The 980-nt window shown below is 44.0% G+C and carries 1 pseudogene; it reads left to right on the forward strand.

Features of this window, described 5'->3' with window-relative positions:
- Nucleotides 1-310: pseudogene (locus Q3F21_RS27145) on the forward strand (transposase); the annotation flags it as partial.
- Between the last annotated feature and the right edge of the window lie 670 nt (nt 311-980).

Here is a 980-nt window from a genome sequence, read left to right on the forward strand (position 1 = left end):
AATCGCCGAACGGCTTTCTGAATTCGATCATCATTTGTTAACGATTCCTGGTATTGGTCCGGTGCTTACTGCTAGCATATTGGCGGAGATTGGAGATATCACGCGCTTTCAAACTCCGAAGCAACTTGCGGCCTTTGCGGGTCTTGATCCTACTATTCGGCAATCCGGACAGTTTACAGGAACTACTAATCATATTTCAAAGAGGGGTTCTGTCTATTTACGTCGAGCCCTGTGGCTTGGAGCTAATTCGGCACGCCTATACGATCCTGTATTTAAATCGTTTTATGATGATAAAATTTCCCGAGGTAAGCATGGCAAAACAGTTCTTGGTGCAGTTAGCCGTAAGTTATCGGCTGTAATTTTTGCAATTTTACGGGATAATCAACCCTATGCACCCGAATTGGCCACAAAGTAACTCTTAGAAATCTGAAGTGAGTCTGTCAAGGTATGCCTTTTGCCTTGACAGACGAGATATTCCAGCCACACTCGTTCCCTTCTCCAGCATACATTGCTGGAGTTGCTTCACAGCGAGTGACGGGGTGCAGGGGGCGTGCCCCCTGCGTAGTCAATTAAAAGAATCATCCATGAAGGGGTATTGACATTGCATAGCTGGTCTCTGCGGGCATGTTTTCTTGCGATTGGGCGATGCCAGTAAGACGTGCATCGCATGGCAAACGAGCCTAACATGCCCGCCCCTCCATGTAAAGCCGTTGACGTAGCCATTCACTTGTTAAAAACCCATTTGCACAAAAAAATTTACATTCCCAATATAGTCTAATTGAAAATAAGCAGAGCCGTCTCCGGTCATGTTAGACTGAAGGACGGCTATTTTTTTTGCTTATTCACCTTGTATATCATATATTGATTCACTAGCGTTGCATAAAAAATCCTGCGCTTAATTATTAGATTTTTCTGAATGCGATTCGATTTTCAAATAGCTAAAAACGGATCACCAGCCAAAAGGTAGTTCCGTCGATTTA

Source organism: Brevibacillus borstelensis (assembly GCF_037834415.1).
In the GTDB taxonomy this organism is placed as follows: domain Bacteria; phylum Bacillota; class Bacilli; order Brevibacillales; family Brevibacillaceae; genus Brevibacillus; species Brevibacillus borstelensis_A.